23 protein-coding genes and 2 tRNA genes are annotated in these 26,766 nt (G+C 66.5%); 21 read left to right on the plus strand and 4 right to left on the minus strand.

Annotated elements, in window-relative coordinates; all coding sequences use genetic code 11:
• Positions 1–63 precede the first annotated feature (63 nt).
• The 10 genes from rsfS to B5X90_RS18820 all read left to right on the plus strand — a co-directional run bounded on the left by rsfS (position 64) and on the right by B5X90_RS18820 (position 7,770).
• On the plus strand, positions 64–465 hold the full coding sequence (rsfS, locus tag B5X90_RS18775; RefSeq protein ID WP_018773346.1) for a ribosome silencing factor: 402 nt from the start codon (positions 64–66) through the stop codon (positions 463–465).
• A gap of 162 nt (positions 466–627) precedes the next feature.
• Positions 628–700, plus strand: a tRNA-Ala gene (locus B5X90_RS18780).
• Positions 701–867: 167 nt separating this feature from the next.
• Positions 868–943: transfer RNA gene (locus B5X90_RS18785), tRNA-Ala, on the plus strand.
• Between the two features lie 219 nt (positions 944–1,162).
• Entirely contained in the window at positions 1,163–1,984 is an 822-nt protein-coding gene (locus tag B5X90_RS18790) for an amino acid ABC transporter substrate-binding protein (protein WP_079555438.1), read from the plus strand.
• Positions 1,985–2,020: 36 nt separating this feature from the next.
• Positions 2,021–2,686, plus strand: a complete 666-nt coding sequence (locus B5X90_RS18795) for an amino acid ABC transporter permease (RefSeq protein ID WP_179129212.1) — start codon at positions 2,021–2,023, stop codon at positions 2,684–2,686.
• Positions 2,673–3,470: an amino acid ABC transporter ATP-binding protein gene (locus B5X90_RS18800; protein ID WP_079555439.1), complete on the plus strand. Its 798-nt coding sequence runs from the start codon at positions 2,673–2,675 to the stop codon at positions 3,468–3,470. The genes B5X90_RS18795 and B5X90_RS18800 overlap by 14 nt, the downstream gene beginning before the upstream one ends.
• Positions 3,471–3,575: 105 nt before the next feature.
• On the plus strand, positions 3,576–3,947 hold the full coding sequence (locus B5X90_RS18805) for a zinc ribbon domain-containing protein YjdM (protein ID WP_079555440.1): 372 nt from the start codon (positions 3,576–3,578) through the stop codon (positions 3,945–3,947).
• A 14-nt stretch (positions 3,948–3,961) separates the two neighbouring features.
• Entirely contained in the window at positions 3,962–5,167 is a 1,206-nt protein-coding gene (locus tag B5X90_RS18810) for an NAD(P)-binding domain-containing protein (protein ID WP_079555441.1), read from the plus strand.
• Between the two features lie 84 nt (positions 5,168–5,251).
• Positions 5,252–6,412 carry a class I SAM-dependent methyltransferase gene (locus B5X90_RS18815; RefSeq protein ID WP_079555442.1) on the plus strand — a complete coding sequence of 387 codons (1,161 nt, stop codon included), beginning with the start codon at positions 5,252–5,254 and terminating at the stop codon, positions 6,410–6,412.
• A 155-nt stretch (positions 6,413–6,567) separates the two neighbouring features.
• Positions 6,568–7,770, plus strand: coding sequence for an ROK family transcriptional regulator (locus B5X90_RS18820; RefSeq protein WP_079555443.1), 1,203 nt, complete (start codon positions 6,568–6,570; stop codon positions 7,768–7,770).
• Positions 7,771–7,788: 18 nt separating this feature from the next.
• Here the strand turns inward: B5X90_RS18820 and B5X90_RS18825 are convergent, their stop codons facing one another.
• Positions 7,789–7,986 (minus strand): hypothetical protein, encoded by a 198-nt coding sequence (locus B5X90_RS18825; RefSeq protein WP_018773338.1) that lies wholly within the window; start codon positions 7,984–7,986, stop codon positions 7,789–7,791.
• A 430-nt stretch (positions 7,987–8,416) separates the two neighbouring features.
• On the opposite strand from B5X90_RS18825, the gene B5X90_RS18830 reads away from it, so the two are divergent.
• Both B5X90_RS18830 and metE read left to right on the plus strand, forming a co-directional pair.
• A complete protein-coding gene (locus B5X90_RS18830) occupies positions 8,417–9,433 on the plus strand; it encodes a methylenetetrahydrofolate reductase (protein ID WP_079555444.1) in 1,017 nt (338 codons plus the stop codon).
• 48 nt (positions 9,434–9,481) lie between these two features.
• Positions 9,482–11,815 (plus strand): 5-methyltetrahydropteroyltriglutamate--homocysteine S-methyltransferase, encoded by a 2,334-nt coding sequence (gene metE, locus B5X90_RS18835; RefSeq protein ID WP_079555445.1) that lies wholly within the window; start codon positions 9,482–9,484, stop codon positions 11,813–11,815.
• A gap of 207 nt (positions 11,816–12,022) precedes the next feature.
• Here metE and B5X90_RS18840 read toward each other — a convergent pair whose 3' ends face one another.
• Positions 12,023–12,529 (minus strand): DUF2004 domain-containing protein, encoded by a 507-nt coding sequence (locus B5X90_RS18840; protein ID WP_026537142.1) that lies wholly within the window; start codon positions 12,527–12,529, stop codon positions 12,023–12,025.
• Positions 12,530–12,627: 98 nt separating this feature from the next.
• On the opposite strand from B5X90_RS18840, the gene B5X90_RS18845 reads away from it, so the two are divergent.
• Complete coding sequence (locus B5X90_RS18845; RefSeq protein ID WP_079555446.1) at positions 12,628–14,025, plus strand: aldehyde dehydrogenase family protein; 1,398 nt, start codon at positions 12,628–12,630, stop codon at positions 14,023–14,025.
• Positions 14,026–14,140: 115 nt separating this feature from the next.
• On the opposite strand, the gene B5X90_RS18850 is transcribed toward B5X90_RS18845, so the two are convergent.
• Positions 14,141–15,061, minus strand: a complete 921-nt coding sequence (locus tag B5X90_RS18850; RefSeq protein WP_018773333.1) for a LysR family transcriptional regulator — start codon at positions 15,059–15,061, stop codon at positions 14,141–14,143.
• Positions 15,062–15,377: 316 nt separating this feature from the next.
• Between B5X90_RS18850 and B5X90_RS18855 the strand changes: the two genes are divergently transcribed.
• From B5X90_RS18855 to B5X90_RS18900, 8 genes are all read left to right on the plus strand, one after another.
• A complete protein-coding gene (locus B5X90_RS18855) occupies positions 15,378–16,805 on the plus strand; it encodes an NAD(P)/FAD-dependent oxidoreductase (protein ID WP_079555447.1) in 1,428 nt (475 codons plus the stop codon).
• Entirely contained in the window at positions 16,802–17,563 is a 762-nt protein-coding gene (locus B5X90_RS18860; protein WP_079555448.1) for a DUF1365 domain-containing protein, read from the plus strand. The genes B5X90_RS18855 and B5X90_RS18860 overlap by 4 nt, the downstream gene beginning before the upstream one ends.
• A gap of 2 nt (positions 17,564–17,565) precedes the next feature.
• Positions 17,566–18,975, plus strand: coding sequence for a class I SAM-dependent methyltransferase (locus B5X90_RS18865; protein ID WP_218670214.1), 1,410 nt, complete (start codon positions 17,566–17,568; stop codon positions 18,973–18,975).
• 406 nt (positions 18,976–19,381) lie between these two features.
• Positions 19,382–19,627, plus strand: a complete 246-nt coding sequence (nrdH, locus tag B5X90_RS18870) for a glutaredoxin-like protein NrdH (protein ID WP_079555449.1) — start codon at positions 19,382–19,384, stop codon at positions 19,625–19,627.
• Positions 19,628–19,794: 167 nt separating this feature from the next.
• The gene (nrdI, locus tag B5X90_RS18875; RefSeq protein ID WP_223916943.1) at positions 19,795–20,199 is read left to right on the plus strand and encodes a class Ib ribonucleoside-diphosphate reductase assembly flavoprotein NrdI; all 405 of its coding nucleotides are present in this window, start codon (positions 19,795–19,797) and stop codon (positions 20,197–20,199) included.
• Positions 20,200–20,261: 62 nt separating this feature from the next.
• Entirely contained in the window at positions 20,262–22,382 is a 2,121-nt protein-coding gene (gene nrdE / locus B5X90_RS18880) for a class 1b ribonucleoside-diphosphate reductase subunit alpha (protein WP_079555476.1), read from the plus strand.
• Positions 22,383–22,473: 91 nt separating this feature from the next.
• Positions 22,474–23,448, plus strand: coding sequence for a class 1b ribonucleoside-diphosphate reductase subunit beta (gene nrdF, locus B5X90_RS18885; protein WP_079555451.1), 975 nt, complete (start codon positions 22,474–22,476; stop codon positions 23,446–23,448).
• A gap of 1,240 nt (positions 23,449–24,688) precedes the next feature.
• Entirely contained in the window at positions 24,689–24,961 is a 273-nt protein-coding gene (locus B5X90_RS18900) for a hypothetical protein (protein WP_079555454.1), read from the plus strand.
• Between the two features lie 11 nt (positions 24,962–24,972).
• On the opposite strand, the gene selB is transcribed toward B5X90_RS18900, so the two are convergent.
• Positions 24,973–26,763, minus strand: a complete 1,791-nt coding sequence (gene selB, locus B5X90_RS18905) for a selenocysteine-specific translation elongation factor (RefSeq protein WP_079555455.1) — start codon at positions 26,761–26,763, stop codon at positions 24,973–24,975.
• Between the last annotated feature and the right edge of the window lie 3 nt (positions 26,764–26,766).

Consider the following 26,766-nt stretch of genomic DNA (forward strand, 5'->3'; position numbering starts at 1 on the left):
TCTGAGGCCGCCACTGGCGCCACATTTTCATCACCATAATTTTTCATCACTACAAGGAGTCCCGTGACTGCAACCGATTCATCCATCACTACCGCCCGCCACGCAGCCCGCGCTGCCTCGGAGAAGCTTGCCGAGGACATCGTGGCCCTGGACGTCAGCGAGCGGCTGGCCCTGGCCGACGTCTTCCTGATCGCTTCCGCCCCGAGCGAACGCCAGGTCAACGCAATCGTGGACGGCATCGAGGACGAGCTCTCCAAGTTCGACCAGAAGCCCGTCCGCCGCGAGGGCCGCTCCGGCGGTCGCTGGGTGCTGCTGGACTACTCCAACGTCGTCATCCACGTCCAGCACGAGGAAGACCGCGTGTTCTACGCCCTCGAGCGCCTGTGGAAGGACTGCCCCGTCGTCGATCTGCAGCTCGGCGATGACGCCTCCGCCAAGGCCACCGCCGGCACCGACACGGAGTAGCCGCCCGCGCTCGGGCCACCCTCGGACGCTGAACCGGGCCGAATATGCCCGATTTGGAATTTTCCGAAGGGCTGGTCTAAGATATTTGAGTTGCTTCGGAGAAATCCGGACAAAAGCCGGAACACCGCACGTCAGCAGACATGCTCGGAGCAGCGAAAATTCGGGGCTGTGGCGCAGCTGGTAGCGCACCTGCATGGCATGCAGGGGGTCAGGGGTTCGAGTCCCCTCAGCTCCACCGGATAATCCGCCGGAATCGAAAGATTCCGGCGGATTTTTTTGTGCCCTGTCCAGCGCCTTGTTCCGCGCCTGTTCCATGCGGCAGCGCGCCGATTAGCGCGAACGCGATTTGTGGTTTAGGCTATTCAGGTTGCTTCAGGGAGGACGAAACTTCCAGGCAAATGAGGGGCTGTGGCGCAGCTGGTAGCGCACCTGCATGGCATGCAGGGGGTCAGGGGTTCGAGTCCCCTCAGCTCCACCAGAAAGGGAATCACCGCTAGGCGGTGGTTCCCTTTTTCGTACCCTCCGCAGCCGTGCCGGACTTCGAAAGCCGCATCCGTCAAGACCGTCTCATGAGCGGACGTCATAAACTGTCATTTAGGCTCTCCACCCTGAGCTGGACCTTGCTATCGTCGCTAGGAGACAGCCGCCATGCGGCTTAGCTGGAAGGCCATTTCCGGCTCCACGACTAAGGAACATCATGAAGCGCACACGACTTTCCGTTATCGGCCTCATCGCTGCTGCAGGACTCGCCCTGGCAGGTTGCGGGTCGGCGTCCACCACCCCGGCCAGCTCGGCGCCGGCGGCCGGTGCGGACACTTCCCTCAGCGACGTCAAGAGCGCAGGCGTGCTCAAGGTCGGCACGGAAGGCACCTACAAGCCGTTCACGTTCCACGCCAACGGCAGCGGTGAACTGACGGGCTACGACGTGGAGATCATCAGCGCCGTCGCAGAGAAGCTGGGCGTCAAGCCCGCCTTCCAGGAGACGCAATTCGACGCCATCTTCGCCGGCCTCGACGCCAAGCGGTTCGACGTCGTCGCCAACCAGATCTCCATCACGGACGAGCGCAAGGCGAAGTACGATTTCTCCACCCCCTACACGGTGAGCACCGGCGTCGTCGTCACCAAGTCGGACAACGACAGCATCCACTCCTTCGAGGACCTCAAGGGCAAGACCACGGCCCAGTCCCTGACCAGCAACTGGTACAAGCTGGCGCAGCAGAGCGGCGCGAACGTCGAGGCCGTCGAGGGCTGGGCGCAGGCGATCACGCTGCTCAAGCAGGGCCGGGTCGATGCAACCATCAACGACAAGCTGACCTACCTGGACTCGCAGAAGACCAACCACGACGCCGACATCAAGATTGCGGCCGAGACCACTGACAAATCGCTGAGCGCCTTCACCCTGCGCAAGGGATCGACCAGCCTGACCGAGGCCATCAACAAGGCCCTCGGCGAACTGGCGGCCGACGGCACGCTGACGAAGATCTCCCAGAAGTACTTCGACGCCGACGTCTCGAAGTAACCCTGTGCCAGCCGCAGAGAAACACCGCGTCCGGGCATGAGCATCAACTGGGAACTCGTGTGGTCATCGCTGGGTCCGCTCCTGACGGGTGCGATCTTCGGCACCATTCCCTTGGCACTGGCCTCATTCAGCCTGGGCCTGCTGCTGGCACTGGTGGTGGCCCTCATGCGGCTGAGCCGCAACCGCGTGGTTTCGGCAGTGGCGCGGACCTACATCTCCGTCATCCGCGGAACCCCGCTTTTGGTCCAGCTGTTCGTCATTTTCTACGGGCTCCCTTCCGTCGGCATCACCATCAGCCCCTGGCCCAGCGCCATCATCGCGTTCTCCCTGAACGTCGGCGGCTATGCGGCGGAGGTCATCCGGGCGGCCATCCTGTCCGTCCCCAAGGGCCAGTGGGAGGCCGGCCACACCATCGGAATGTCGCGCCGGCAGACGCTCGTGCGGATCATCCTGCCGCAGGCCGCCCGGGTCTCGGTTCCGCCGCTGTCGAACACCTTCATCAGCCTGGTCAAGGACACCTCACTGGCGTCGCTGATCCTCGTCACCGAACTGTTCCGCGTAGCGCAGCAGGTGGCGGCCTTCAGCCAGGAATTCATGCTGCTGTATCTGGAGGCGGCCGTGATCTACTGGATTATCTGCCTCGTTCTCGCCAGCGGACAGTCCGCCCTGGAGAAGAGATTGGACCGCTATGTCGCCCACTGAACCGCAACCCTCCGATGTTCCTGTCCCGGACGAGCCGCTCCTGACCGTCACGGGCCTGCGCAAGGCGTTCGGCCAGCACGAAGTGCTCAAATCCATCGACCTTGAAGTCCGCCGCGGCGAAGTGGTCACGTTGATCGGGCCGTCCGGATCCGGGAAAACGACGGTCCTGCGCTGCCTGAACGGCCTCGAGGTGCCCGACGCCGGCGTCGCCGAATTCGCGGGGCAGCTGACCGTGGACTTTGCCACACCGGTGGCGAAGAAGCAGGTGCTCGCGTTGCGGGACCGCAGCGCCATGGTGTTCCAGCACTACAACCTCTTCCCGCACAAGACCGTCCTGGAGAACGTGATCGAGGGCCCGGTCCAGGTGCAGAAGCGGCCCAAGGCGGACGCGATCCAGGAGGCCCGGGACCTGTTGGCCCGCGTCGGCCTGACCGGCAAGGAGGACAGCTACCCGTTCGAACTCTCCGGCGGCCAGCAGCAGCGCGTCGGCATTGTGCGTGCCCTCGCCCTGCGCCCGCAGCTGCTGCTCTTCGACGAGCCCACCTCCGCGCTGGACCCCGAGCTCGTGGGCGAGGTCCTGGCCGTCATCAAGGAACTCGCGGACGAGGGTTGGACCATGGTGGTGGTCACCCACGAGCTCGCATTCGCCCGTCAGGTGGCCGACGAGGTCATCTTCATGGACGGCGGCGTGGTGGTCGAACGCGGTCACCCCGACACCGTACTGCGGGACCCGCGGGAGGAACGCACGCGGCAGTTCGTGGACCGGCTCCTGAACCCGTTCTAGGGCGATCCGTCCGCGGCGGGAATTCGGGCCGGCACAGGGGTGGGGATTCGGGCGGGCACAGGGGTGGGAACTCGGGCGGCACAGGCGGCGACTAAACTTGGTCGGGTGAACGACTCCCTGCCCCCGTGCCCCGAATGTTCCAGCGAATACACCTACGAAATGGGGGCGCTCCTGGTCTGCCCGGAGTGCGCGCATGAATGGTCAGCATCCGCGGAGACTGACACAGAGGCCGACGCCGATGCTCCTGCGGCCGCGGACACCGTTATTAAGGATGCCGTTGGCAACGTCCTCGCCGACGGCGACACCGTCACCGTGGTCAAGGACCTGAAAATCAAAGGCAGCTCCACGGTCATCAAGGTGGGCGCCAAGGTCCGCGGCATCCGTCTGGTTAACGGTGTTGGCGATCACGACATTGACTGCAAGGTGGACGGCGTGGGCCCCATGCAGCTCAAGTCCAGCGTCGTCAAGAAGATCTGACCGGGCACGCGACCGTGACCGCAGAGACGGTGCGGGCGGCCGACGTCGTCGTGGTCGGCGCCGGCCAGGCGGGCCTGTCGGCGGCCTACCACCTTCAGCGCCGCGGCTTCGTCCCGGCCGCCGCTGACACTGCCGGCCCTGACGGTGCCGGCCCGGCCCCGGCCGCCGCTGACGGCCCGGCTCCGGCCGGGACGTACATCGTGCTCGACGCCGAGGACGGGCCCGGCGGAGCCTGGCGGCACCGCTGGAAGAGCCTGCTCATGGCCACGGTGAACGGCATCAGCGACCTCCCGGGAATCCCACAGCCCGATGTGGACCCCGCCGAGGCCAGCTCCAGTTTCCTCACCCGCTATTTTGGCGGGTACGAGCACGACCTCGGCCTCGCGATTGAGCGGCCGGTCAAAGTGCAGTCGGTAAGCCGCGAGGACGATGACCCCGCCGGGCGGCTGAGCATCGCAACCTCCCGCGGCCGGTTCTCAGCCCGCGCCCTCATCAACGCAACCGGCACCTGGACCCGGCCGTTCTGGCCCATCTATCCGGGCAAGGCCAGCTTCCGCGGCCGGCAGCTGCACGTCGCCGACTACGTATCCGCCGACGAATTCCGCGGGCAGCACGTCATTGTGGTCGGCGGCGGGATCTCGGCCGTCGGGCTGCTCGATGAGATCTCCAAGGTCACCACCACCACATGGTTCACGCGCCGGGTACCGGTCTGGCGCGAGGCCGCGTTCGACCGGCAGGCCGGCCACGACGCCGTCGCCCTGGTCGAGGAGCGGGTGCGCCAGGGTCTGCCGCCGCAGAGTGTCGTCTCCGTGACGGGCCTGATCTGGACCCCGGCCCTGCGCGCCGCCGCCGCGCGCGGCGTCCTGGACCGGCACCCCATGTTCACCGCGATCGAACCCGACGGGGTCCGGATGGCTGACGGCAGCTTCCTGGCCGCCGGGATCATCCTGTGGGCCACGGGGTTCCGGGCCGAACTCGAACACCTCGCACCGCTGCACCTGCGCGGACCCGGCGGCGGCATCGCGATGGACGGCACCCAGGTCGCGGCCGAGCCGCGGGTCCACCTCGTCGGCTACGGGCCTTCCTCGTCCACAATCGGCGCCAACCGGGCCGGCCGGGCCGCCGTTGCCGGAATCGTCACCCTGCTGGCCCGGTCCGGTATAACTAAAAGCAACGCGGGGTCACATACGGCCCATCCCGGAGTGCAGGACGGACCGTAAGTGACCCCCCGTTGAAGTGCAGTGCCGAAGTTCCAAACACCCAGCTAAATTCCCACCCTGAGAAGAAACGGCGGCACAACGCGCGTGGCGGACAACAGCTTCGAATCCCTCTTTGCCCGGCTGGGAAGATTCCCGGACGTCGAGGCCGACAACCTGCAGGCCTGGGACGCCACGGACAGGCTCCTGCTCGACACTGCCCTTGAGATGCGTGCCTTTGAGATGCCCGCGGCCGGCCTGCTGCGGCCCGACGGGCGGCTCGCGGTGGTGGGGGACCGGTACGGTGCCCTGACCCTCGGCGCACTGACCCTCGGAGCGGAAGCCGTGCGGGTCCAGCAGGACCTCATCACCGGTGAACGGGCACTGCGGGCGAACGCCGAGGCCCTGGGCATCGACGGCGGCTTCGAGCACCTCCCGTTGGGCGCGGAACTGCTGGAGGGAGCCTCCCTGGTGTTGCTGCAGTTGCCGCGGTCGCTGGCGGAACTTGAGGAAATCGCCGACGCCGTGGCCCGCTACGCGGCGCCCGAGGTGGTGCTGGTCGCGGGCGGACGCGTCAAACACATGAGCCTGGGCATGAACGCCGTGCTGGCGCGCTATTTCGAGGATGTCCAGCCCCAGCTGGCGCGGCAGAAATCGCGGCTCCTGCTGGCCCGGAGCCCCAGGCCGGTCCCGGCCGCGGCGCCCTTCCCGGTCACTGAGGTCAACGACGAACTGGGCCTCACGGTCTGCGCCCGGGGCGCCGTCTTTGCCGGCACCGGGCTGGACATCGGGACCAGGTTCCTGCTGGATTTCCTGCCCCGGATGCCGCACGCCACCCATGCCGTCGACCTTGGCTGCGGCACCGGAATCCTGGCCGCGATGTACGCCCGCGCCAACCCCGGTGCCCGCGTCACCGCGACCGACCGGTCCGCCGCCGCCGTCGACTCAGCTCTGGCCACCTCCCGGGCCAACGGCCTGGACGGCCGGATCGAGGTGCTCCAGGACGACGCCATGGGCTCCCTCCCGGACGCCAGCGCCGACCTGGTGCTGCTCAACCCGCCCTTCCACCTGGAAGCGGCGGTCCACGCCGGCGCGGGGATCAAGCTGATCGAAGCGGCCGGCAGGGTGCTTGCCCCGGGCGGGGAGCTTTGGACCGTGTTCAACAGCCACCTGCACTACAGGCCGGTCCTGGAACGGCTGATCGGTCCCACACGCGAGGCCGGGAGGAATCCAAAGTTCACCGTCACGGCCAGCACCCGGCGGCCTTGACGCAAGAAACTTTGTGTCGGTAAAGCGCAAGTGTGGGCGCACGCCTGCACGTAACGTACGATTCTGACAACTGCTGTGCGTGGCCAAAACGTTTAGAGGTATCAGTGACCGAGTTCCGGCAACCCTCGCCGAGGCGAGGGACCAACCTACCGAAGATGGGCGACTTCAACCTCACGGTCATCCTCGACGCCATCCGCCGCACGCCGGGCGGGCTGAGCCGGGTGGAACTCGCCCAGATTGTCGGACTCTCGCCGCAGACCATCTCCAACATTTCCCGCCGCCTGCTGGACCAGCACCTGATCGTCGAGGCAGGCAAGGAAGGAACCGGCCCGGGCAAGCCCAGGACCATGCTCAGGCTGAATCCCGCGGGGATGTATGCCGTGGGTGTCCACCTGGACCCGGCCGTCCTCACGTTCGTCGTGCTGGACCTGCTCGGCGCCGTCGTCCGGCACTCACGGATCACCACCCCGCCCGGCACCGACCCCAGGGCCGTCATTGACACCATCGCGGGCGAAATCAAGAGGCTCATCCTGGACTCCGGGGTGGACCCGGACCGGATCGCCGGGCTCGGGGTTGCGTCGCCGGGCCCCATCGACCTCAACGAGGGCGCCGTTGTGGACCCGCCGCTGCTGCCGGGCTGGGACCACGTGGGGCTGCGGGATGCCCTCGCGGAAGCCACGGGCCTGTCGACACTCATGGACAAGGACGTCACCAGCGCAGCCGTGGCCGAAACCTGGGCCGGGGGCCCCAGCGGCGAGGGCAGCTTTGTCTTCATGTATATGGGGACCGGGATCGGCTGCGGGATCGTGCTCAACGACGAAGTCGTCCGCGGGACCTCCGGCAACGCCGGGGAAATCGGGCACATCGTCGTCGATCCGGGCGGTGCCCTCTGCGACTGCGGGCAGCACGGCTGCGTGAAGTCCTCCGCCATTCCGCAGGTCCTCGTGGCGCAGGCTGAGGCGGCCGGAATATTGAATGGTTCACTCCACGACAGGAGCGCACCGGCAGTCCAGGAACGGTTCGCCGAGTTGTGCGCGGTCGCCGAAGCCGGCAACGACCAGGCCAAGGAAATCATTCGAGGCTCCGCAGTGCTCGTGGCCCGTGCGGTGTCGGTGGTCACCAACGCCCTGGACGTGGACCGGGTAGTGTTCGGCGGCCCGTTCTGGACCTGCCTCTCAGCGGCTTACCTCGAGCTGGTCCCCGGACTGGTTGAGGCGAACAGTGCCACCCGGAGGATCCATGGGATCGAAGTCGTGGGCACGGGGGTAGGCGAGGACGTCGGCGCCGTCGGTGCGGCCTGCCTGGTGCTTGAACACACGCTGGCCCCGCGTTCCCAGCGGTTGCTCCTGGGGGACTAGACAGGAGCTAACCGGGCGTCAGTCGATGTCCTCAACCACCGTCCCATACGGGATGGTGTCATCCAGATGCGCCTGGTGTCCGTGCGGAAGCACGAGAATCCGGACCCCGTGCAACCTCTCTGCGGCCGACTGCATGAGGACTGGCCGGACGGTGTTGATGAAGCTCTCGCTCTTGCCGGCGAGGTACTGCTGGTAGCTGGCTGGAAGCTGGATCATGGCAACAGGATAGTCCTGCCCGGGTGCGTTGGGGAGAGCGGCCCGCGTGGGGCGAAAATGCCGCCTTGGGCGAACATTATTCTGCCCGTCGCCGCAAACGGCCGTAAAGGTGCGTCTTAATTCGGGGGCCGACTTGAAGGGTCCCACCGCCCGGCCTTAGAGTTCTTTACAAGTTACCTCAGTAACGTGTCAGCGATCCTCCGCTGAAAGCTGCCCCCGGGCGGCCCAGGAGGGTGTGGGTGCCCCCATGTGGGCCTGACATTTGCTCACGGACAACTTCGAATCAGGCGTAACAGTCGCGGCTGCGCCCTGCTGAAGTTCCCTCCGTGTTCCCCAAACTCAATTCACTGACGACGGAATTTCCGTTTCTGGTTCCGGTCCTCCGGGATTCCGGATCTCCCGACGGCAGTGTTCAAAGCCAAGGACGCAAATGTCACCACCAAGCCTTATCGATACCCATCCCAATCTTGCCGGCGCGGCCCCTGTTGCGCTGTCCTACGAGCTGTTCCCCCCGCGGTCGCCCGCAGCCGCGGAATCCCTCTGGACCACCATCGGCGAGCTGGAAGCCACGGATCCGGACTACGTGTCCGTGACCTACGGCTCCAACGGCTCGAACCGCAGCACCGCCGTCGATCTGGTCAACCGGCTCGTGCAGGAAACGACGCTCCGGCCCCTGGCCCACCTGACCTGCGTGGGGAATTCCCCGCAGGAACTGGCGGAGATCATCGGCGAACTGCTCGACGTCGGCGTCCGCGGCATCCTCGCCCTCCGCGGCGACCGGCCCAAGGATGGAGAAATCCCGCCGCCGGGATCGCTCCGGTACGCCCAGGACCTGATCGAACTCATCCGCCGCGTGGAGCAGCGCCGCTCGGCGCTGCTGTGCGCAGGCAGGGTCGCGGTCGGCGTCGCCGCCTACCCGACCCGGCACCCGGAATCCCCGAGTGAAGCGCACGACGTCGAGGTCCTGCTGGCCAAGCAGCGCTCCGGCGCCGACTTCGCCATCACGCAGGTCTTCTTCCACACCGAACAGTACGCCGACCTCCTGGCCCGGGCCCGCCGGGCCGGGGTGACCATCCCGATCATCCCCGGGGTCATGCCGCTCACCAGCCTCCGGCGGCTCGCCCGGCTCGGCGAACTGACCGGCGTCGAACCGGCCCCGGAACTGATTGAACGCCTCGCGGCTGCCGATACCGACGCCGACCGGACCCGGATCGGGGTCAGCGCCACCGTCGATCTCGCCAACGCAGCCCTGGACGCCGGAGCCCCCGGCATCCACCTCTACACGTTCAATGAGCATGCCGCGGCCCTGGACGTGCTGGACAAACTCGCGCTGCCCCGCCCGCGTAGCGGCAACAAGAACAGCGGCAACCGGCAGAGCGGCAACCGGCACGGCGCCGGCCGCATCAACGCGTCCCGGAGCGCCGCCAGCGGCCAGCTCGCCAGCTAGGCACAACAACTTCCCTCCGTACAGAACCACCAACACCAAGGACTTCCCATGACTGAACTTCCCATCACCCCCTTCCCGTCCGCCTCGATCCTGGGCTACCCGCGCATCGGCCGCCGCCGCGAACTCAAGAAGGCCGTCGAGGCCTACTGGGCCGGCAAGATCGACGCCGCTGCCCTGGACGCTGCCGCCAAGGAAATCCAGCTCGGCACCGCCAAGCGGCTCCAGGGCCTGGGCCTGACCGAAGCCGCCGCGGTACCCGGCACCTTCTCCTACTACGACCAGGTGCTCGACGCCGCCGCCCACCTCGGCGCCGTGCCGGCCCGCTTCGGGAACCTCCTCAACGCGCAGGGCCATCTCGACGTCGACGGCTACTTCACCCTGGCCCGCGGCAACAAGGACCAGCAGCCGCTGGAAATGACCAAGTGGTTCGACACCAACTACCACTACCTCGTGCCGGAAATCGGGCCGGAGACCAACTTCGCGCTGACCTCGAACCGGATCGTCGAGGAATTCGAGTACGCCCTCGCCAACGGCGTGGAGACCCGCCCGTACATCGTCGGCCCGGTCACGTTCCTGCTGCTGAGCAAGGCCTCCGACGACGCCCCGGCCGGCTTCAGCCCGCTGTCCCGCCTGGAGGACATCCTCCCCGTCTACACGGCACTGCTTCAGAAGCTCGCCGAGGCCGGTGCCAGCTGGGCCCAGCTCGACGAGCCCGCCCTCGTGGTGGACCAGGACACGCCGGCCGTGGAAATCCAGGCCGCAGTTGCCCGCTCTTACGAGGCCCTGGCCGCCCCGGCCCAGCGCCCGCAGCTTTTCGTCTCCACCCCGTACGGCGCGCTCAACGGCCAGCTCGGCACCCTCGCCGCCACCGGCATCGACGCCCTGCACCTGGACGTCTTCAAGGGCGAGGTCCCGTCCGCCGCGGCCCTGGCCGCGCTGGGCAACAAGACCCTCGTCGCCGGCGTCGTGGACGGCCACAACATCTGGCGCAACGACCTCGCCGCGTCCGCGAAGAAGGTCGCCGAACTGAAGAAGTCGGTGGCCAAGCTGGCCATCAGCACCTCCACCTCCACCCAGCACGTCCCGCACGACGTCGACGAGGAAGTCCAGCTCTCCGAGCAGCTGCGCAGCTGGCTGGCCTTCGCCGACCAGAAGGCCGTTGAAGTCGTCACCCTCGCCGGTCTGCTGACCGACGAAGCAGCCGTCCAGCCCGCGATCGACGAGGCCACCCGCGTCATCGCCTCCCGCGCCGAGGCCGAAGGCGTCCGCCGCGGTGACGTCCGGGCCCGCACCGCTGCCCTGACCGGCGCCGATTTCAACCGCTCCGCCTACGCCGTCCGCGAGGCAGCCCAGGAGAAGGCGCTGCACCTGCCGCCGCTGCCCACCACCACCATCGGTTCCTTCCCGCAGACCTCGGAAATCCGCACCGCCCGGGCCCGCGCCAACCGCGGCGACCTCACCACGGAGCAGTACGAGCAGCTCATGAAGGACGAGATCAAGCGCGTCGTGGAGTTGCAGGAAGAGCTCGGCTTCGACGTCCTGGTCCACGGCGAGCCCGAGCGCAACGACATGGTCCAGTACTTCGCCGAGAACCTCGAAGGCTTCGATGTCACCGTCCACGGCTGGGTCCAGTCCTACGGCTCGCGCTGCACCCGGCCGTCCATCCTGTGGGGCGATGTCACCCGCAGCGCCCCGATCACGGTGAAGTGGGCCGAGTACGCGCAGTCCCTGACCAGCAAGCCGATGAAGGGCATGCTCACCGGCCCGGTCACCATCCTTGCCTGGTCCTTCGTCCGCGATGACCAGCCGCTCGGCGAGACCGCCAACCAGGTGGCACTGGCACTCCGCGACGAGATCGCCGACCTCGAGGCCGCCGGCATCAAGGTCATCCAGGTGGACGAGCCCGCCCTGCGCGAGCTCCTGCCGCTGCGCAAGGCCGACCAGGCCGCGTACCTGGACTGGTCCGTGAAGTCCTTCCGGCTCGCCACCGCCGGTGCCGCGGACGCCACGCAGGTCCACACGCACCTGTGCTACTCCGAGTTCGGCGCCATCATCGACGCGATCGACGGCCTCGACGCCGACGTCACCTCGATCGAGGCGGCACGTTCCCGCATGGAGGTCGTCCACGACCTCGAGTCCCACGGCTTCGGCCGCGGCGTTGGACCGGGCGTTTACGACATCCACTCGCCCCGCGTCCCCGGGGAGCAGGAAGTCACCGAACTGCTCAGCACCGCCGTCAAGCACGTCCCGTCCCGCCAGCTCTGGGTCAACCCGGACTGCGGCCTGAAGACCCGCGGCTACGCTGAGACTGAAGAGTCCCTGCGCAACCTGGTCACGGCCACCAGGACGGTCCGCGCCGAACTGCTCTCAGCCGCCAAGTAACGGGCCACCAGGCAAGCAGCCGCCAAGGAGCCCGCTTCACGCAGAAACGACGCCGGCCGGTCACCCTCCAAGGTGACCGGCCGGCGTCGTACGTTTTTGATCATCGATTGCTGAGCAGCCGCCGTTTTGAGCGCCCGGAAGGGCATCTACGGAGCACTCGATGCAGGATCCCCGATGCAGGATTACCAGCGACTCAGGAATCCCGAGTCAGGACTCCCAGAGGATTTCGTCGTCGACGACGCCGTCCTCATCCGCGGAGGCGACGAGGACCTCGTCGGTGAAGTGCTGGCCCAGCGTGAAATCGAGGACGAAGTAGCGTTCCGGCTGGCCGGGGTAGATGCCCACGTGGCCGAGCTTGAGCGCCTTGAGGAAGACCTCGTCGGTCAGCTGGCTCTTGTCCTCGACGCCGAAGACCTTCTTGAGGTGTTCGTCCTTGATCGCGTTGCAATGGAAGTGGCGGTACTCCTGCGGACTGGTGCCTTCCTGGTCCAGTTCCTCGGCGATCATTTCGCGGACCTGGTCCACGAGTTCGGGCAGGAAGCGCAGTCGGTAGTCAACTTTATGCATGGCGGCTTCATCGAAATGGTCATGCGCGTTGACATTCAAGTCAAGCTCCACGGTCTGGCCCGCCAGCTCATGCGTGGCGGTGAGATTATGCTCCCGTCCGTGGTTGAGCTCGACCTCGCCGAAGTGCTTGCTCGCTACCTTGTTCATATCTTCAACATAGTCCTGAAAACCGGACCATTCCAGCGTTGGGAGGGTTTTATCCGGTACCGGACCGGCCTACGGCCGCATGACTGTACATTGATCGGATGCAGCATGTAATCTCACCCGTCGGCCGTGCCCGGGCCGCGTTCGACGCCGGAACCACCCGCCCGCTCACCTGGCGGCTGGATCAGCTGCGCCGGCTGCGGCGCATGCTCGCGGAGCGCCACGCGGACTTCGCCGGAGCCCTCGCCCGCGATCTGGGCAAGCACCACACCGAGGCGCAGCTCGCGGAAATCGGGTTCGTGGACGCCGAGGCGGCGCACCTGGAGCGGCACCTCGAAGGCTGGCTGCGGCCCCGCCGCGTGCCGGTGCCGCTGGCAGTGCGCCCGGCCCGCGCCTGGACCGAACTCACCCCGCTGGGCGTGGTGCTGGTGATCGGGCCGTGGAACTACCCGCTGCAACTGCTGCTCGCCCCGCTCGCCGGCGCTCTGGCCGCGGGAAACACCGTGGTGCTCAAGCCGAGCGAACACGCCCCGGCCACCTCGGCGGTGCTGGCCCGCTGGATTCCCGAATACCTGGCCGGCGCCGCCGAAGTGGTTGAGGGCGGCATCCCGGAGACCACCGCCCTCCTGGCCGAACGCTTCGACCACATCTTCTTCACCGGGGGAGAAGCCGCGGCCAAGGTGGTCATGCGCGCGGCGGCCGAGCACCTGACCCCGGTGACGCTGGAGCTCGGCGGCAAGTCCCCGGCCTACGTCGATGCATCCACGGACCTTGCCACGGCGGCCAAACGCATCGCCTGGGGCCGGTTCATGAACGCCGGGCAGACGTGCGTCGCACCCGACTACGTCCTGGCCCGGGAGGAGATCCTGGAGCCGCTGCAGGCCGAGCTGATCAAGGCCGTTACGGCGCTCTTCGGACCGGACCCGGCGGCGAGCCCGTCGTACGGCCGGATCGTCGATGACCGCCACTTCGCACGGCTCGCGGCCCTCGCCGACGCCAGCACGGTGGTGCACGGCGGACAGCGCGACGCCGCCAGCCGCTACTTTGCGCCGACTCTGCTGCGCCCGGCGCCCGGCGACGCCGTCATGGCGGAGGAAATCTTCGGGCCGCTGCTGCCACTGGTGCCCGTGGGCGGCCTCGACGCGGCCATCGAGGAGGTCAACGGGCGCGCCAAGCCGCTGGCACTCTACGTCTTCAGCAACGATCCGCAGACGCGCCGCGCCTTCGCCGGGCGGACCTCCTCGGGGGCCCTGTGCTTCGACGTCCCGGCGGCCCACTTGTCCGTCCCCGGGCTGCCGTTCGGCGGGGTCGGCGGCAGCGGCATGGGCGCCTACCACGGGGAACATTCGGTGCGGACGTTCTCGCATGAGCGGCCCACCCTGGATAAGCCGGTGTGGCCGGACACGCTGGAACTGATTTACCCGCCGTACACCCGGACCAAGCACCGGATCATCGACGCACTCGTGGCGCCGGTCGGGAAGCGGGCCAGGAAGCGCTGAACGCCGGCCGGCCCGCCCGGGCCTCCACGCCGTGGCATTCGACCTCGACACACCGCTGCCCGGTCGTTTCAGCCCAGTTCCTTGAGCTCGGTTCCTTGAGCCCGGTCCTTCCAGCTCAGTCCTTTCGCGCGGTCCCGAGCCGGTGCATCGTCTCGGCCAGCAGCTCCACGAACAGCTGTACCTGCGCCGTCCGCTTCTCGTTGATCAGCAGGGCGAAAACATTCCGTGCCAGCCGGATCTCCGGCACATCGAGGACCACCACGCCGGCCGGCCGGTGCCGCAGGGCGAGCTCCGGGACCAGGGCGGCGCCGAGCCCGGCGGCGGCCATCTCGAGGCTCGCGTGGAAGTCATCGCTGTAGGCCACCACGCGGGGGTGCAGGTTACAGCTCGCGAAGAGCCGTTCAATCACCGTGGCGTCGGACGTGCCCGGGTGGTGCATGATCCAGGGCATGTCCGAGAGGTGCGGTGCGGCCACCTTGGAATCCGTGCCGATGCCCCAGGCCGCCGGCAGCACCACACGGAAGTCGTCGTCGCCGATCCACTGCCGGTCCACGGTGTGCGGCCAGGCGAGGCCGGACTGTCCCACCTGGTACACCAGGGCGACGTCGAGTTCGCCGCCGGTCCGCAGCCCCTGGATGGTCTGGGCCGGTTCCGCGACCGAGACCCGCAGGTCGATGCCGAGCTTCTTCCAGGCCGGGTTCTGCAGGATCGGCGGCAGCACATAGGTGGCCAGGCTCGGGAAGATGCCCAGCCGCAGCTCCTGGCTGGGGCTTTCCTGCGCCCGGGAGGCGGCGGCCATCAGCGTCTCGATGTCCGTCAGGACCTTGGCGGCGTGCCGGGTCATGACGACGGCGGCTTCGGTCGGCTGGATGCTGCGGGCCGCGCGCTGGAACAAGGTGACGCCGGTGTCGCGTTCCAGGGCCGACATTTGCTGGGAGACGGCCGAAGCCGTGTAGCCCAACCGGGTGGCGGCGGCGGCAAACGATCCAAGCCGGATCACTTCCACAAGGGTCCGGAGATGGACGGGGTTGATCAAGGGCTGCCCTTCGCCTGGTTGCGGGTCCACGGAGACGGACCGGAATTCCCGCTTCATTGTGGCATATCCGGCCCTCCGGCGGCCGTGCTGGTATGTCTGCCGATACGTCTGCCGGTATGTCTGCACGGAAAGTCTGCGCTGCGGGGCCGGGCCCATGCAGGAGAATCCGAGGAACCCAGCCCACGTGGCAGATGACCGCGTCACTGGCGACGGTCTGACAACACAACTGAAAAATCCCAAATTCATACTCATCCGGCCGGCCAGCGGCCACGAATTGCCCATAAGAGACTTTGGGCCAGACAACAGGAGCAGATCAGTGTCGCAAGCAGCAGGGATTCCGGCAGGCCGGCGCGTCGCCGTCATCGGCAGCGGAGTGGCGGGGCTGACCGCCGCGTACGTGCTGAACGGGCAGGACCGGGTAACGCTCTTCGAGGCCGACTCCCGGCTCGGCGGCCACGCCCACACCCACGATGTGCCGCAGCAGAACGGACCCACGCTGGGCGTGGACACCGGCTTCATCGTCCACAACGAGCGGACGTATCCCACGCTCCTGCGCCTGTTCGCCGAGCTCGGCGTCGAAACCCAGGACTCCGAAATGAGCATGTCCGTCCGCTGCGACGGCTGCGGGCTGGAATACGCCGGCGCACGGGCCAAGGGGCGCGGCATCATTCCCCGGCCATCAACCCTGCTGCGTGGCCGCTACCTGCGGATGCTGCTGGAAGTCACCCGGTTCCACCGCCGGGCCCGCGCCCTGCTGGCCGAGCCCGCCGCAGGCGCAGGCACGGCCGTCGCCGGACACGAGCTCACCCTGGGGGAGTTCCTGGCCCAGGAGAAGTTCAGCAGCTATTTCATCTCGCACTTCATGACCCCCGTGGTCAGCGCCGTTTGGTCCTGCGACCCCACCACCGCCCTGGCCTACCCGGCCCGCTACCTGTTCACCTTCCTGGGCCACCACGGCCTCCTCGGGGTCAAGGGCTCCCCGCAATGGCGGACCGTCACCGGCGGCTCGCGCAGCTACGTCGACAAGGTCGCCGCGACCCTGCCGGACATCCGGCTTGCCAGCCCGGTCACCACGGTGCACCGGCACGCCGACGGCGTGGACGTCACGTCCGCGCTCGGTGCCGGGACCGTGCGCGAGACCTTTGACGCCGTCGTCATCGCCACCCACCCGGCGCAGGCCCTGCGCATGCTCACCGACGCCTCGGCTGCCGAGAGGGCCGCCCTTGGCGGCATGCCGTATTCGGTGAACCAGACGCTCTTCCACCGTGACGAGGCCGTGCTGCCGGCCAGCCCCAACGCCCAGGCCTCCTGGAACTACCGGCTGCCGTCCTGCGACGCCCGGCCGGACAAGGTCCTGGTCAGCTACGACATGACCCGCCTGCAGCGGCTGGAACCCGTCGACGGCGGCCGGTACATCGTCAGCCTCGGCGAATCCGAACTGATCGACGACGCCACGGTCCTGGACCGGATGGTCTACGAGCACCCGCAGTACACGCCGGAGTCGCTCGCGGCGCAGCAGCGGATCCTCGGACTCGGCGACGGGCGGCTGGCCTTCGCCGGTGCGTACCACGGCTGGGGATTCCACGAGGACGGCGCCCTGTCCGGGCTTCAGGCCGCTGCCCGGCTCGGCCGGGACTGGGACCAGCTCCCAGTTAACATCGGCACGGTGGCCGTGGACCCGGACCTTCAGCCGGCCGCAGAGGAGCCGGCCGCAGTTCAGCCGGCCACGGTGGAGGTGCCATGAGCGCGCCGGCCACCATCCAGCCGGCCGCCCTCCACGGCGCGGCCATCTACCGCACCGCCATCGCCCATGTGCGGCGGACGCCGCTGCGCAACGCGTTTACCTACCGCAGCTACAGCTGGTATGTCGACGTCGACCATCTCCCGCGGCTGCCGCGCCTGCTGCGGCCGCTGGCCGGCTTCCGGGTGGAGGACCACCTCGGCGATCCGGACGGCACCCTGCGCGGCAACGTGGAAAGCTACCTTGCCACCCAGGGGATAAAGCTCGACGGCGGACGCATCACCATGCTTGCCAGCGCCCGGGTGTTCGGGCACGTGTTCAACCCGTTGAGCGTGTTCTGGTGCCACAGCGCCTCCGGTGAGTTGCGCTGCGTCGTCGCCGAGGTCCACAACACGTACGGGGAGCGGCACTGCTACCTCCTCGAAACCGACGCCACGGGCAGGGCAAGCGTCCCGAAGGCGTTCTACGTCTCGCCGTTCAACGACGTCGACGGCGAGTACCGCATGAAGCTCCCCGAACCCGGCGAACGGCTGGCCGTATCGATCGTCCTGGAACGGGAGGGACAGCAGCCCTTCATCGCCACCATGGACGGCGTAAGGCGCGAAGCGAGCGTGCGGAACATCGTGTCCGCGGCGCTCGCCGTACCCGCGGCCCCGCTGCGTGTCGCGGCACAGATCCGCTGGCAGGGCATCAAGCTGTGGGCGCGCCGCCTGCCCATCATCAAGAAACCACACCACCCTTCACAGGAGGCAGTTCAGTGACAATGACCGAAGCGACCGGATCCGGTACGGGACGGGCACAAGGCACCACGCGCAGCAGCGCAGTAGACGGCAGCGCAGTTACCGGCAGCGCCGTCACCAGCGGGCTCGTCACCGGCAGGGTGCCGTACACCGTTCCCCAGCCTCCCGCCACCATCGACGCCGCCGTCTGGCCGAGCATCGCCACGGTGCCCGCGAGCCTCAAGGCCCGTGTGGCCGGACGCGCCGCGGACGCCATCTTCAAGGCGGCCGTGCGCAGGCTGCCGCTGGAAGTCCGGTACCCGGACGGCACAGTATTGGGCAAAGCTCCCTCTGATGAGGGGTCCGCCGCCTACCCCGTCATGACCATTAACCGGCCCGACGCCTTCGCCACCCGGCTCGGCGACGGCGGCCTGATCGGCCTGGGCGAGTCCTTCATGGCCGGCGACTGGGACGCCGATGACCTCACCGCCGTCATGGAGGTGTTTGCCTCCCGCGTCGGCACGCTCGTTCCTGAGCCGCTGCAGAAGCTGCGCGGCCTGTACCTGCCGCGCCAGCCGCGCAGGGAGCGGAACACGGAGAAGAACACCCGCTCCAACATCTCCCGTCACTACGACCTCTCCAACGAGCTCTTCGCCTCGTTCCTGGACAGCACCATGACCTACTCCAGCGCCCTCTTCCCGGAAAGCGGCGACGCCCTGCGGAACGTGGCCTGGGACGGGCTGGCCGCCGCGCAGCAGGCCAAGATTGACCGGCTGCTGGACAAGGCCGGCGTGAAGGAAGGCACCCGGGTCCTGGAAATCGGCACCGGCTGGGGAGAGCTTGCCCTGCGCGCCGCCGCCCGCGGCGCCACCGTCTACTCTGTGACGCTCTCCAGCGAGCAGCAGGAACTGGCACGCCAGCGCGTGGCCGAGGCCGGCTACGCCGACGCCGTCACGATCGAGCTCAAGGACTACCGCGCCGTGGAGGGCGAGTACGACGCCGTCGTCTCGGTCGAAATGATCGAGGCCGTCGGCTTCGAATACTGGGCCACCTACTTCCAGACCATCGAGCGGGTCCTGGCCCCGGGCGGCAAGGTGGCCATTCAGGCCATCACGATCGCCCACGACCGGCTCATGGCCACCCGCACCAGCTACACCTGGGTGCACAAGTACATCTTCCCGGGCGGGGTCATTCCGTCCGTCCGCGCCATCGAGGACATCACCGCGAAGCAGACCGGACTGCGCGTCCGCGAACGCCTCGCCATGGGTGAGCATTACGCCCAGACGCTGCGGCTCTGGGAGGAACGGTTCATGGCCCGCGAAAACGAGGTCGGGGCCATGGGCTTCGACGCGGTCTTCCAGCGGATGTGGCTGTTCTACCTCTGCTACTCCCGGGCAGGGTTTGAAACGGGCTACCTCGACGTGCAGCAGATCGTGCTCGACTCCGCCTCTTAGCTCCGGTGTTAGAACAATCACGAACCGCATGAGGCGGGCACCACGGTGCCCGCCTCTTTCGTGTGCCCGGACACCAGAGGTAGTGGCCGGCGCCACCGATCCGGGTCCCCGCGGCGGCGCGCGACACGCCGTCTGCGGTGCGACACGCGGGCGTGATTAATGTGGCTAACTACTCCACAGGGTGTGGATTTCGTCCGCCAAAACGGCGGAAATCCGGACATTTGGCGGGCCCCCTCCTGTGGATTAAAGGTGGGTTAAATGACATACTTGTAATACATCATCTTGGGGTCCACATGAGGCTCTTGCACTACATGTAGTATCGACATACAGTTCCAGCAGAGCATCAGCGCGGGACATCCGGAGCCGGGATTGCGCTCCACAGAACTTCAACAAAGGGGACAGGACCATGACCGTTACGGTTTACACGAAGCCGGCCTGCGTTCAGTGCAACGCGACCTACCGCGCGCTGGACAAGAAGGGCATCGCCTACCAGAGCGTCGACATTTCCCAGGACGCGGAAGCCCTTGAGCGCCTGAAGTCCCTGGGCTACATGCAGGCTCCCGTTGTCGTCACCGGCCAGGACCACTGGTCAGGTTTCCGCCCGGACAAGATCGAAGAACTGGCGCAGGCTGCCGCCGTCGCTGTAGCCTGAAACGCCCTGTCGCCTGAAAAGTCCAGGACGCCGCTACCAGGCAAGAATTCACGGTAGATGAGGTGACCGCCGTGGCTGTAAGAACTGAAGATCGGGTGGCTGCCACGGCTGACGGCGGGGAAGCGGTCAGCGCAGCAGCACCGGCCACCACAACGCACTGCCGGCTCATCTACTTTTCCTCCACCTCCGAGAACACCGCACGCTTCGTCGCGAAGCTGGGCGTCGACGCCGCCAGGATCCCCCTCTACCCGAGGGACGCTCCGCTGGTGGCCCGGGAGCCCTACGTGTTGTTGCTCCCGACCTATGGCGGCACCGGGGGAGAGGGATCTGTTCCAAAGCAGGTCATCAGGTTTTTGAACGATCCGGGCAACCGGAAGCTGATCCGCGGAGTGATCGGCGCAGGAAACACCAATTTCGGGGACAACTACTGCATGGCCGGCGACATCATCGCCGCCAAGTGCAAGGTCCCGCACCTATATCGCTTCGAACTCATGGGGACGCCGGAAGACGTCAACCGCGTACAACAAGGATTGGAAGAGTTTTGGACACGACTGTCGCAGACAAAGCAGTAACTGAGGGCGCAGGCGCGGGCACGCACGCGGCCACCGCCGTCGAAAAGCAGGAAAAGCACGAGATGCCGGCCGCCTACAAGGGCTTGGGCTACCACGAGCTGAACGCCATGCTGAACCTCTACGGCCCCAGCGGAGAAATCCAGTTCGAGGCCGACCGCGAGGCCGCACACCAGTACTTCCTGCAGCACGTGAACAACAACACTGTGTTCTTCCATGACCTCGAGGAAAAGCTCGACTACCTCGTCAAGAACGAGTACTACGAGCGCGAAACCCTCGACCAGTACACGATGAACTTCATCCGCGAGCTCTACAACCGCGCGTACAAGAAGAAGTTCCGCTTCGAGACCTTCCTCGGCGCGTTCAAGTTCTACACCTCCTACACGCTGAAGACGTTCGACGGAAAGCGCTTCCTGGAGCGCTACGAGGACCGTGTCTGCATGGTGGCCCTGCACCTGGCCCGCGGCGACGAGAAGCTCGCCACCCAGATGGTGGACGAGATCATCGAAGGCCGCTTCCAGCCGGCCACCCCGACGTTCCTGAATGCCGGCAAGCGCCAGCGCGGCGAGCTGGTCTCCTGCTTCCTGCTCCGCATCGAAGACAACATGGAGTCGATCGGCCGGTCCATCAACTCCGCGCTGCAGCTCTCCAAGCGCGGCGGCGGCGTCGCCTTCGCGCTGACCAACATCCGCGAGGTCGGCGCGCCGATCAAGCAGATCGAGAACCAGTCCTCCGGCGTCATCCCCGTGATGAAGCTCCTCGAGGACAGCTTCTCCTACGCCAACCAGCTCGGTGCCCGCCAGGGTGCCGGCGCGGTGTACCTGCACGCGCACCACCCGGACATCTACCGCTTCCTGGACACCAAGCGCGAGAACGCGGACGAGAAGATCCGCATCAAGACCCTCTCGCTCGGCGTCGTCATCCCGGACATCACCTTCGAGCTCGCCAAGCGGGACGAGGACATGTACCTGTTCTCCCCGTACGACGTCGAAAAGGTCTACGGCATGCCGTTCTCCGACGTCTCGGTCACCGAGAAGTACTACGAGATGGTCGACGATTCCCGGATCAAGAAGACCAAGATCAAGGCGCGCGAGTTCTTCCAGACCCTCGCCGAGATCCAGTTCGAATCCGGCTACCCGTACATCATGTTCGAGGACACCGTGAACCGGGAAAACCCGATCGACGGCAAGATCATCATGTCCAACCTGTGCTCGGAGATCCTCCAGGTCTCCCAGCCCACGACGTACCACGATGACCTGTCCTACGACCAGACCGGCAAGGACATCTCCTGCAACCTGGGCTCGCTGAACATCGCCAAGACCATGGACTCGCCGGACTTCGGCCTGACCATCGAAACGGCCATCCGGTCCCTCTCGGCTGTTTCGGACATGTCCAACATCACCTCGGTGCCCTCGATTGCCCGCGGTAACGACCAGAGCCACGCGATCGGCCTCGGCCAGATGAACCTGCACGGCTACCTGGCCCGCGAGCGGGTCCACTACGGTTCCGAAGAGGGCCTGGACTTCACGAACATCTACTTCTACTCGGTGGTGTTCCACGCGGTCCGCGCCTCCAACCTGCTGGCCATCCAGACCGGCCAGACCTTCGGCGGCTTCGAGAAGTCCAAGTACGCCTCGGGCGAGTTCTTCGACAAGTACACCGAGCAGGAATGGGTCCCGCAGACCGAGAAGGTCGCGGAGCTGTTCAAGAACATCCACATCCCCACCCAGGATGACTGGCGCGAGCTGAAGGCCTCCGTCATGGAGCACGGCATCTACAACCAGAACCTGCAGGCTGTCCCGCCGACCGGCTCGATCTCCTACATCAATAACTCCACCTCCTCGATCCACCCGGTGGCGTCCAAGATCGAAATCCGCAAGGAAGGCAAGCTGGGCCGCGTGTACTACCCGGCGCCGTACCTGACGAACGACAACCTGGAGTACTACCAGGACGCGTACGAGATCGGCTACGAGAAGGTCATCGACACCTACGCCGCTGCAACGCAGCACGTGGACCAGGGCCTGTCCCTGACGCTGTTCTTCAAGGACACCGCCACCACGCGCGACATCAACAAGGCCCAGATCTATGCCTGGAAGAAGGGCATCAAGACCATCTACTACATCCGTCTGCGCCAGCTCGCGCTGGAAGGCACCGAGGTAGAGGGCTGCGTCAGCTGCATGCTGTAGCTTCAACTAAATCGTGACAGTACGACGGCGGGCGCCCGCCCGCCGTCGTACGCTTTAACTAGAGAACTAAACCCAACCTTGAGGGGATGACATGACCGAGAAGGTCAAGCTGCTTAGCCACGTTGAAGCCATTAACTGGAACCGCATCCAGGACGACAAGGACGTGGATGTCTGGAACCGCCTGGTCAACAACTTCTGGCTGCCGGAGAAGGTGCCGCTGTCCAACGACGTGCAGTCGTGGGCGACGCTGACCCCGGACGAGCAGCAGCTCACCATGCGCGTGTTCACGGGCCTGACCCTGCTGGACACCATCCAGGGCACCGTCGGCGCCGTCTCGCTGATTCCGGACGCCCTCACCCCGCACGAAGAGGCTGTCTACACGAACATTGCGTTCATGGAGTCCGTGCACGCCAAGAGCTACTCCTCCATCTTCTCCACGCTGGCCTCCACCAAGGAGATCGACGAGGCGTTCCGCTGGTCCACCGAGAACGAGAACCTTCAGAAGAAGGCCCAGATCGTCATGGACTACTACCAGGGCGACGACCCCCTGAAGCGCAAGGTGGCCTCCACGCTGCTGGAGAGCTTCCTCTTCTACTCCGGCTTTTACCTGCCGATGTACTGGTCCTCACGGGCCAAGCTGACGAACACGGCCGACCTGATCCGCCTGATCATCCGCGACGAGGCCGTGCACGGCTACTACATCGGCTACAAGTTCCAGAAGGGCCTTGAGGGCCTGTTCGAGGAGCGGAAGCAGGAGATCAAGGACTACACCTTCGAGCTGCTCTTCGAGCTCTACGAGAACGAGGTCCAGTACACGCACGACCTCTACGACTCCGTCGGCCTGGCCGAGGACGTCAAGAAGTTCCTGCACTACAACGCCAACAAGGCACTGATGAACCTGGGCTACGAGGCCATGTTCCCGGCTTCCGTCACTGACGTGAACCCGGCGATCCTCTCGGCCCTGTCGCCGAACGCGGACGAGAACCACGACTTCTTCTCGGGCTCGGGTTCTTCGTATGTGATTGGCAAGGCTGTCAACACTGAGGATGATGACTGGGACTTCTAGGACAGTGTGTGTGACCTGAACGTCTAGTTGTTGCTGCGACTTTTGCAAAGTTTGCGCGACTTTTGAAAACGTACTCTCGACTTAGTTGTGAGTGTGAGTGACGACTTATTTGGCGCCGAGCATAGATCTTGGTGTGAGGTGTCGACCTAATGGAAGAATGGCACCCTACCTGGAAGAAACTGAGCGTCTAGTTGGAAGTCTTCCAAGTAGCTGCAGTTTTAGCGGGCCCTGCACGGTAAATCGTGCAGGGCCCGCTTTGTAGGCTTGCCAGGACCGATCGGGGGAGTGCTGTAGTCGCATTCACCTTCTGTCCCCATCGACTCTGGCCATCAAGGTCAGAGTCCCTTCCATCGGAGGTGGCCGCAAAAGCGATCCGGCCGATGCATTCGCTGTTGCCGTCACTGCACTCCGGCAAGAGAATCTGTGCCCAGTCACCGCCGAAACCAGAGCACCATTCTGTGCCTGCTGGCCGAACGTCGCGCTGACCGCGGCCACGAACGCGCCCGACTCCTCAACCGCCTGCACCGGCTCCTGCGCGAGCTGATACCCGGCGGGGTCGAGCCCGGCCTCAGCGCCGGGCTCCTGCAGCGTGGTGGCGGATGCGGCCAAGGCCTCTCGGGTTTGGGTCTCGTTATTCTGGTTCCTGCATCGATGCGCCGCAGATCGGACAGCAGTTCTCGGGTGAGATCGCGTCTGAACGCGGTTCTGGGAGGTCGACAGCGACACCTGGCGGACGATCGTCGATACCAACGTCAACGGTGCGTTCCTGATGGCAAAGGCGGCCGTGCCGCACATGTTGCGCCAGCGCTGGGGCGCTGCTCTGGCTCGCCTCGGAGGCCTCCGCGGACATCAATGGCGCCCGCCTAGATGCGGCGCGCTGGGACAGTGCGCTGGCGCCGGAACGGACTGCCGCAGCCGCGCTCGAGCATGCAGGCTGGGCCAACCAGGCTTCGCACTGACCGGCGTTCGCGCTGCTGAGGCTGCGCAACTTCAGTGCGGGCACCGTCTCTTCCGGCGGGACGCCGACGGGTCCTCCGCCTATATGCTCCTGTGTGTGAGATTCGGAGTTAGTGGTGTCTCAGCTTTGTTTGGCGGCTTGGTGTGCGGCCCGGCCGCGGGCGGCTTTTCTCGCTGCCTATCGAAGATAAGGCGGCCGTGGTAATTTCTGCTTGGATTAGGAGCTCCCTGCGATTGCCTTCCAATCCGGCTCCTGATCCCGCTTTCGAAAGCAGAGGCAACGATGGCAACTCTACTGATCTTCCATGAGGTCGACGACGTTGACCACTGGCTCAGCTCGCCGCGACGCCAGGAACTCTTCGGACCTATGGGTATGACTGTTCGAACCTTTGTCGACCCGGGGAAAACCAACCGCGTCGGCCTGATCGTCGAAGTCCCGGACATGGACACCTTCCAGCGAATGATGGAGTCCGAGGCAGCGGCCGATGCCATGAAATTCGACGGGGTACGCCCGGACACGATCCTGGTGCTGGTCGAACCCGAGCCCAGCGTCTGACCCGGGGACGGTCACCGCACGACGGTGCGGTGACCGGCATCCAGGCGCCGGGTCCAGCCGCGTGAGTCCAGATATTCAAGCAACGGAACCGCGACCCGTCGAGTTGTGCCGAGGGCTTGGCGTGCCTGGCTCGTGGTGAAGGGCTGCTCCAATCGGGCCAGTTCGCGCATCGCAAAGGCCGGGGCCGTAGGCAGCAGCACCACCCCATCGCGCAACCGCAGCAGCCGCCCGGCGCGCTCGGCGGCAGCGAGTTCCCGGGCGCCCAGGCCCAGCGCGGCCAGCTCAGCGGCTTCCGGGGCATGGAAGGCGTTTGCAGTGAGCCTGCACTCCAGCTCGGCGACCGCCGGCCCGGCGGCGCCAAGGTTGCCTTGGGTCCCTGGCAGCCGGACGTGGCCGCCCTCCTGTTCGAGACCTGCTTCGCGGATGACCGGGTCAAGAAGCCGCTCATCGGGCAGGTTGAGGAGGTCCCGGGCCGCGCCCCGGGAGAGGCCCGGGGCGAGGGGATCGCCCTCATGCAGTTCCCCGAGCGCCGTACGCAGCCGATGCTGCCATGCCTCGAAGAGGGGAGCGTGCACCCACCAGTCGCCGAGAACCCGGACGCCGGGGGGCGCCCCCTCATGCGCAGACAACAGCCCGAGCCGACGCAGGTGTTCTTCCTGCACGGCCCCGCGGCCTGCCACTTCCCCAAGTACGTCTCCGGCGGCGTCCATGCCTGCGAGCCGCTCAGCCCAGTGGACCCCGTCACCGCGCCGCCGCAAGGCCGGCGGATCGGCGTCGAGCACCTGCGCGCCGCCCAGCACCGCGCGGGTCCCGGGGTCCCGCAGCACCAGACGGTCTCCGAGAACGAGCGGCAGGCGCCGATCCAGAACAAGCCGGGCGTGGTCGGCACCGAAGGGACGCAGCCGGGCCGGCACGGCAGCAGTGCCGGCATGCACCATGAGATGCTCCGGTACATCCGTATAGGCCACGCCGGTGGTGCGCTGGATGCCCAGGACGCCCGTGACGGGCCACGCGTCGGGGGTCACCAGCGCGTCTCCCCGGCGGACGTCGGCGGTGGAAACATCGCGCAGGTTCAGTGCCACCCGGTTGACCGGCCCCAGCGAGGAGTATGACGTGTCGCGGCTTTGCAGGCCGCGGACCACCACGGACCGCGAACCATCGTGGCCAAGCAGCTGCAGCCGGTCACCTTGAGCAAGCGTTCCCGCTGCCAAAGTTCCGGTCACCACGGTTCCGGCACCCTTGATGCTAAACGAGCGGTCCACCCACAGCCGGAGCCGCCCTGTGGTGGCGGGGGCGGGCGCCCCGGCCAGAACGCCGTCGAGAGTGGCACGCAGTTCGGCCAGGCCGGTGCCCTCGACTGCAGACACAGCCACTGCGGGCGCATCAGCCAGGCCTGTCCCGGCCAGCTCTCTGCGGGTCCGGGCGAGCACTTCACCAATCTGCCCGGGCGCCCGGTCGGTGCGGCTGATGACTACGACGCCGTACTCGATGCCCAGCGCCGCGACGGCGTCCCGGTGGTCGCTTGACTGCGCCTGCCAGCCTTCGTCGGCAGCGACGACGAAGCAGACAACGGGAGCGGGTCCGATTCCGGCGAGCATGTTCCCGATGAATCGTTCGTGGCCCGGTACGTCCACGAAGGCAACATCCTGCCCGGAAGGCAACGTGGTCCAGGCGTAGCCTAAGTCAATGGTCAGCCCACGGCGCCGTTCTTCCTCCCAGCGGTCCGGCTCCATGCCGGTAAGCGCGCGCACCAGCGTGCTCTTGCCGCAATCGACGTGTCCGGCGGTGGCAACGACATGCATCGT

It is taken from the genome of Arthrobacter sp. 49Tsu3.1M3 (assembly GCF_900168135.1).
In the GTDB taxonomy this organism is placed as follows: domain Bacteria; phylum Actinomycetota; class Actinomycetes; order Actinomycetales; family Micrococcaceae; genus Arthrobacter.

What these genes read in the sequence shown, in the direction of transcription:
- B5X90_RS18830 (WP_079555444.1), top strand. Translation starts at nt 8,417, where the DNA reads ATGTCACCACCAAGCCTTATCGATACCCATCCCAATCTTGCCGGCGCG.
- selB (WP_079555455.1), bottom strand. Translation starts at nt 26,763, where the DNA reads ATGCATGTCGTTGCCACCGCCGGACACGTCGATTGCGGCAAGAGCACG.
- B5X90_RS18865 (WP_218670214.1), top strand. Translation starts at nt 17,566, where the DNA reads ATGACCGAAGCGACCGGATCCGGTACGGGACGGGCACAAGGCACCACG.
- nrdF (WP_079555451.1), top strand. Translation starts at nt 22,474, where the DNA reads ATGACCGAGAAGGTCAAGCTGCTTAGCCACGTTGAAGCCATTAACTGG.
- B5X90_RS18860 (WP_079555448.1), top strand. Translation starts at nt 16,802, where the DNA reads ATGAGCGCGCCGGCCACCATCCAGCCGGCCGCCCTCCACGGCGCGGCC.
- B5X90_RS18800 (WP_079555439.1), top strand. Translation starts at nt 2,673, where the DNA reads ATGTCGCCCACTGAACCGCAACCCTCCGATGTTCCTGTCCCGGACGAG.
- metE (WP_079555445.1), top strand. Translation starts at nt 9,482, where the DNA reads ATGACTGAACTTCCCATCACCCCCTTCCCGTCCGCCTCGATCCTGGGC.
- B5X90_RS18795 (WP_179129212.1), top strand. Translation starts at nt 2,021, where the DNA reads ATGAGCATCAACTGGGAACTCGTGTGGTCATCGCTGGGTCCGCTCCTG.
- B5X90_RS18840 (WP_026537142.1), bottom strand. Translation starts at nt 12,529, where the DNA reads ATGAACAAGGTAGCGAGCAAGCACTTCGGCGAGGTCGAGCTCAACCAC.
- B5X90_RS18900 (WP_079555454.1), top strand. Translation starts at nt 24,689, where the DNA reads ATGGCAACTCTACTGATCTTCCATGAGGTCGACGACGTTGACCACTGG.
- nrdH (WP_079555449.1), top strand. Translation starts at nt 19,382, where the DNA reads ATGACCGTTACGGTTTACACGAAGCCGGCCTGCGTTCAGTGCAACGCG.
- B5X90_RS18790 (WP_079555438.1), top strand. Translation starts at nt 1,163, where the DNA reads ATGAAGCGCACACGACTTTCCGTTATCGGCCTCATCGCTGCTGCAGGA.
- B5X90_RS18825 (WP_018773338.1), bottom strand. Translation starts at nt 7,986, where the DNA reads ATGATCCAGCTTCCAGCCAGCTACCAGCAGTACCTCGCCGGCAAGAGC.
- B5X90_RS18820 (WP_079555443.1), top strand. Translation starts at nt 6,568, where the DNA reads ATGGGCGACTTCAACCTCACGGTCATCCTCGACGCCATCCGCCGCACG.
- B5X90_RS18845 (WP_079555446.1), top strand. Translation starts at nt 12,628, where the DNA reads ATGCAGCATGTAATCTCACCCGTCGGCCGTGCCCGGGCCGCGTTCGAC.
- nrdE (WP_079555476.1), top strand. Translation starts at nt 20,262, where the DNA reads ATGCCGGCCGCCTACAAGGGCTTGGGCTACCACGAGCTGAACGCCATG.